The 5,025-nt window shown below is 69.6% G+C and carries 5 protein-coding genes; 3 read left to right on the plus strand and 2 right to left on the minus strand.

What is annotated here, in order from left to right:
• Positions 1-826: TlyA family RNA methyltransferase (locus H0W40_RS18790; protein ID WP_367153846.1), on the plus strand; the 826-nt coding region annotated here is incomplete at its 5' end.
• The gene (gene metF, locus H0W40_RS18795) at positions 823-1,680 is read left to right on the plus strand and encodes a methylenetetrahydrofolate reductase [NAD(P)H] (RefSeq protein ID WP_292449293.1); all 858 of its coding nucleotides are present in this window, start codon (positions 823-825) and stop codon (positions 1,678-1,680) included. The genes H0W40_RS18790 and metF, both read left to right, overlap by 4 nt.
• A gap of 37 nt (positions 1,681-1,717) precedes the next feature.
• Here the strand turns inward: metF and H0W40_RS18800 are convergent, their stop codons facing one another.
• Complete coding sequence (locus H0W40_RS18800; protein ID WP_292449295.1) at positions 1,718-2,554, minus strand: PPK2 family polyphosphate kinase; 837 nt, start codon at positions 2,552-2,554, stop codon at positions 1,718-1,720.
• A 17-nt stretch (positions 2,555-2,571) separates the two neighbouring features.
• A complete protein-coding gene (locus H0W40_RS18805) occupies positions 2,572-3,186 on the minus strand; it encodes a 5-formyltetrahydrofolate cyclo-ligase (protein ID WP_292449300.1) in 615 nt (204 codons plus the stop codon).
• A gap of 243 nt (positions 3,187-3,429) precedes the next feature.
• Here H0W40_RS18805 and H0W40_RS18810 point away from each other — a divergent pair.
• On the plus strand, positions 3,430-5,025 hold a 1,596-nt coding region (locus H0W40_RS18810; RefSeq protein WP_292449297.1), incomplete at its 3' end, for a lytic transglycosylase domain-containing protein.

Here is a 5,025-nt window from a genome sequence, read left to right on the forward strand (position 1 = left end):
GCGCCCGTACCGAGAGGCAGACGACTTTCATTTCAGGCACAAGCCCATGCGCGCCGATCTATTGCTGCTGAGCCGCGACCTCGCGCCGAGCCGGTCCGCCGCTGCGCGGCTGATCGGGTGCGGCGCCGTGGAACGCCGAGGCCCGCACGGCTGGGTGGCGCTGCGCAAGGCCGGCGAGGAGGTGAGCGACGCCATGCCGCTACGCGTCACCGACGACGCCGAGACCCGCTGGGTTTCGCGCGGCGGGCTCAAGCTCGATGCCGCCTTGGCGCGCACCGGCGTTGCGGTCGATGAGCGCGTGTGCCTTGATGCGGGCCAGGGCACGGGCGGCTTCACCGAAGTGCTGCTGGCGCGAGGCGCGGCCCAGGTCGTCGGCTTCGACGTCGGACATGGCCAGCTCCATGCTCGGCTGCTCGACGACGCGCGGGTGCGCGCGTTCGAAGGCCTGCATGTGCGCCAGCTCGGCGGCTCTGCGCTGACGGGCGAAGCGCCCGCGGCAGGCTTCGACGTGCTGGTCGCAGATTTGTCGTTCATCTCGCTGGCCGCGTCGATCGTGCATCTGGCGCCGTGGCTCGCGCCACACGGCCAGGCGCTGCTGCTCGTCAAGCCGCAGTTCGAGGTGGGGCCGGAGCATGTCGGCAAGGGCGGGGTCGTGAAGGACGAGCGCCAGTATTTGCGCGTGGAAACCGCCCTCCGCAGCGCCTGCACGGCAATCGGCTGGCAAGTGCTCGACTATTTCGCCAGCGCCGTCAACGGCGGCGATGGCAACCGTGAATTTTTCGTCTGGGCCGCGCCGATGTCGCGGCCCCTGGAGGTCATTGCATGAATGCGACTCTCGCGCCGGCCGCGTTGCCGGTTCCGGTCAGCTTCGAGTTCTACCCGCCCACCACCGAGGCCGGCGGCGAAAAGCTCAAGGGCGTGGTGCAGGAGCTCGGCAGCGTTGCGCCCGAGTTCTTCAGCGTCACGTACGGCGCCGGCGGCTCGACGCAGGACCGCACGCTGTCCACCGTGATCGACATCGCGCGAATGGGCTTCGAAGCGGCGCCGCACCTATCGTGCGTGGGCTCCACGCGCGCCAAGATCACGGAGATCATGGCCACCTACCGCGCGCAGGACATCCGCCGCCTGGTGGCACTGCGCGGCGACCTGCCGAGCGGCACCGCCACCGCGGGCGAATTCCGTTATGCGAGCGAGTTGATCGCCTTCATCCGCGAAACCGAGGGCAGCGACCTGCGCATCGAAGTGGCCGCCTACCCGGAATACCACCCGCAGCAGCGCTACGCGAAGCGCGACCTGCAGCACTTCGCCGACAAGATCAAGGCGGGAGCCGACGCCGCCATCACGCAATTCTTCTTCAACCCCGACGCCTACTTCCACTTCGTGGACGAGGTGCGCGCGCTCGGCGTCGAGGTGCCGATCGTGCCGGGCATCATGCCCTTCCACAACTACGCGCGCATCGCGCAGTTCGCCATGCGCGACGGCATCGAGATTCCGCGCTGGGTGGCGTTGAAGATGGAAGGCTACATGGACGACACCGCGTCGATCCGCGCCTTCGGTCTGGAGGTGGTGTCGAAACTGTGCGAGCGCCTCGTTGCCGGTGGCGCGCCCTCGCTGCACTTCTACACGCTCAATCAGTCGGCCCTCGTGCTGCAGATTTGCCAGCGGCTCGGCACCCGCTGAGCGGGCCTTTTCTCGGCGCCGCGTTGGCTGCGCCGGCTCAATCGATCTGCACCGTTTTCGGGTCGTAATCAGGCGCGGGCGGAACTAGGTTCATGCCGGCCAGCACCTGCGCCACCAGGCTCGCGATCATCAGATTGCGGTGGCTCTTGCTGTCGGCGGGGATCACGTACCACGGCGCGTGCTTCGTCGAGGTAGCGGCCAGCGCGGTCTCGTAGGCGGCCGCGTAGTGCTTCCACTTGGCGCGCACCGTCAGGTCGTCGGCATGGAACTTCCACTGCTTGGCCGGGTTGTCGAGCCGCGCCTGCAGGCGCTCCTTCTGCTCGTCCCTGGAGATGTGCAGGAAGCATTTGACGACCGTGGTGCCGGTCTCGACCAGCAGCCGCTCGAAATCGTTGATCTGCGCCAGGCGCCGGTCGCGCTCGGCGCCGTCGATCCAGCCCTCGACCACCGGCACCAGCACGTCTTCGTAGTGACTGCGGTTGAACACCGCGATCTCGCCGGCGCGCGGCACCAACTGGTGCACGCGCCACAGGAAGTCGTGCGCCCGCTCGATCTCGCTCGGCGCCCGAAAGCCCGACACGCGCACACCCAGCGGGCTGCAGTGCGTGAAGACAGCGCGCGCCGTGCCGTCCTTGCCGGAAGTGTCGAGGCCCTGCAGCACCACCAGCAGCTTGCAGGGCGCGCCGGCCGTGCCGTTGGCGTAGAGCAGATCCTGGAGCCGGTCGATCTCCACAGCCAGTTCGGTGAGCCGCGCATCGTCGGCCTCACGCGTGCCGATCGAGAAAGGCTTTTCGGCCGGATCGAAGTTCTTCAGCCGCAGCTTGCGGCCGACGCGAAAGGGCTCGAAGGGATCGGCGTTGCGGTGGCGGGCCATGCGCTCTCCAGCAGGCGTCAGGTTTCGCGCGACCAGACGACGCCGTCCTCGGTGAGCATGGCGTCGAGCGGTATGTCGTGAGGCTCGGCCTCCAGCCAGTCGATGTAGCCGTGGCGAAAGCCCAGGCCCACGGTGTAGGGCCGCGGCTCGAGCCCGGCGAGAGTGCGATCGTAAAAGCCGCCCCCGTAACCCAGCCGCACGCCCTTCGGCCCGAAGCCGACGCAAGGCACCAGCAGCAAGGTCGGCACCATCACGTCGGTGCCTTTGGGCTTGGGGATGTCGTAGGCATCCTCTTCCATCGGACAACCGGGGTACCACTGATGAAAGCGCAAGTGCTTGGTCTGGCGGTTCATCACCGGCAGGCCGATGCGCCGCGGCGGGCCCTCGCCCGTGCCGTGGCCGCGACCCTCGGTCCAGCGGTGCAGGGCGGGCAGCGCGTCGAATTCGCCCTTGATGGCCCAGTAGGCGCCCACCGTCACGTCTTCGCGCTGCGTGAGCCACACGCGCAGCGCGCTCTGCAGCTGTTCCTCCCGCGCGGGCCGGTCGGTCAGGCTGAGGCGCTCGGCCCGCAGCATGCGGCGCAGTTGCGCCTTGTCGCGCGGCGAGCTGAGCGGGTCGAAGGGCAGCGTCATGGGCGGTCCGTGTCGGTTGTCGCCGCATTTTGCCGCGCGGCGGGGCCGGGGCTGCACGTCGACGGCCGGTACGCCCTGGCCGCGCGCCAAGCCGACATGCCGGCGAATGTCGTGCATTGCTATGTCCTGCAGATGCGCTCACCGCAAAGTGCTGGGTTAAATTCAAACGCGACGCAGGTCGGCGCACTCGCCGGCCGCCCCTCCATGCCGGCATTCGCCGGCCCTTACCCGAATCCCTCAGGCATGACCTTCTTCCCGGATTGCTTCCATGGCGCCGGCCGTGCACGCACTGGCCGCGCCACGCGCTTCGGGCCGCTCGCCCGCCTTGTCGGCCTCGGCAGCATCGCCGTCGCGCTGGCCTTTCCTGCGGTGCCAGCCGCCGCTCAGAACCGTGGTAACGAGGCGGTGCTCGAAGCGGCCGACGCTCTGCGCAAACGCGACCAGAGCCGCCTCGATGCCGCTCACGCCGCCACCCTGGCGGCGAAACACCCGCTCAGCATCTGGACCGACTATTGGCAGCTCGGCAACCGGCTGGCGCTGGCGCAGCAGGCCGACCTCGACGCCTTCTACGCGCGCTGGCCCGGCAGCTACCTCGAAGACCGCCTGCGCAACGACTGGCTGCTCGAGCTCGGCAAGCGCCGCGACTGGGCCAACTACCGCGTCGAGTACCCGCGATTCGAGCTGAAGGACGACCGCGAGGCGAGCTGCTACTGGCTGCTTACACGCCACCTGGACGGCCAGGACGTGAAGCGCGAGGCCTTCGAGGCCTGGCTGGCCCAGCGCACCGATGACGACGGCTGCGCGCTGCTGGCGGCCACGCTGCACGAAGCCAAGCGCTTCACGGACGCAGACGTGTGGCTCAAAACCCGGCTGGCGGTCGAGTTCAACCGCCCGAACGAGGCGCGGCAGGCCGCGGCCCTGCTGGGCGACAACGTGGCGGGCGCCGTCCGCGAGATCTTTGCCGACCCAACCCGCTATCTGCAGCGCAAGGCCTCGGCAGGCGGCCCGCAGGCGCGCGAGATCACTGCGCTGGCGCTGATCCGCGCCGGTGCCCGCGACCCCGAAGCCGCGGCCGTCCGCCTGCAGGAACGCTGGGCCGCCGAGCTGCCGCCGGCGACCGTCGCCTGGCTCTGGGCCAGCCTGGGCAAGCAGGCCGCCATCCGGCTCGACACGGCGGCCAGCGATCATTTCCAGCGCGCCGAAACCTCGCGCCGCAACGGCGACGAGTTCGAACTGCCTGACGACACCCTGGCCTGGAAAGCCCGCGCTGCGCTGCGTGCGAACGACGGCGCCGGGCGGTGGCAGCAACTCATGCAGGCCATCAACGCCATGAGCGATGCCGAGCAGCGCGAGACGACCTGGGTCTACTGGAAGGCACAGGCGTTGAAGGCGCTGGCCCCGGCCAGCCAGGCGGGTGGCGCCCTGACGGCCGAGTCGCGCGATCTGCTGGTCTCGATCGCCAGCCCCCTGCACTTTTACGGCAAGCTGGCCATGGAGGAACTCGGCCGGCCGCTCGTTTTGCCCGCCGTGCCGGCTGCGCTCACGGCCGACGAGCGCGCCGCCGCCGCTGCGCAGCCCGGCCTGCAGCGCGCACTGCTGCTCATCGAGCTGGGCCTGCGCAGCGAGGGCGTGCGTGAATGGAACTACTCGATCCGGGGCCTGGGCGACCGCGAACTGCTCGCCGCCGCGCAGCTGGCCTGCGACCGCGAAGTGTGGGACCGCTGCATCAACACCAGCGAGCGCACCCGCGAGCTGGTCGACATGCGCCAGCGCTTCCCCACGCCGCTGCGCGAAGCCGTGCTGGCACGCGCCCGCGACACCGGCATCGACCCGGCGTAC

The sequence above is a fragment of the Methylibium sp. genome (assembly GCF_013817345.1).
Classification (GTDB): Bacteria; Pseudomonadota; Gammaproteobacteria; order Burkholderiales; family Burkholderiaceae_C; genus Methylibium.

Bases quoted from the DNA above. Each gene is read 5' to 3' on its own strand.
- H0W40_RS18805 (WP_292449300.1), bottom strand. From the start codon at position 3,186: ATGACGCTGCCCTTCGACCCGCTCAGCTCGCCGCGCGACAAGGCGCAA.
- metF (WP_292449293.1), top strand. From the start codon at position 823: ATGAATGCGACTCTCGCGCCGGCCGCGTTGCCGGTTCCGGTCAGCTTC.
- H0W40_RS18800 (WP_292449295.1), bottom strand. From the start codon at position 2,554: ATGGCCCGCCACCGCAACGCCGATCCCTTCGAGCCCTTTCGCGTCGGC.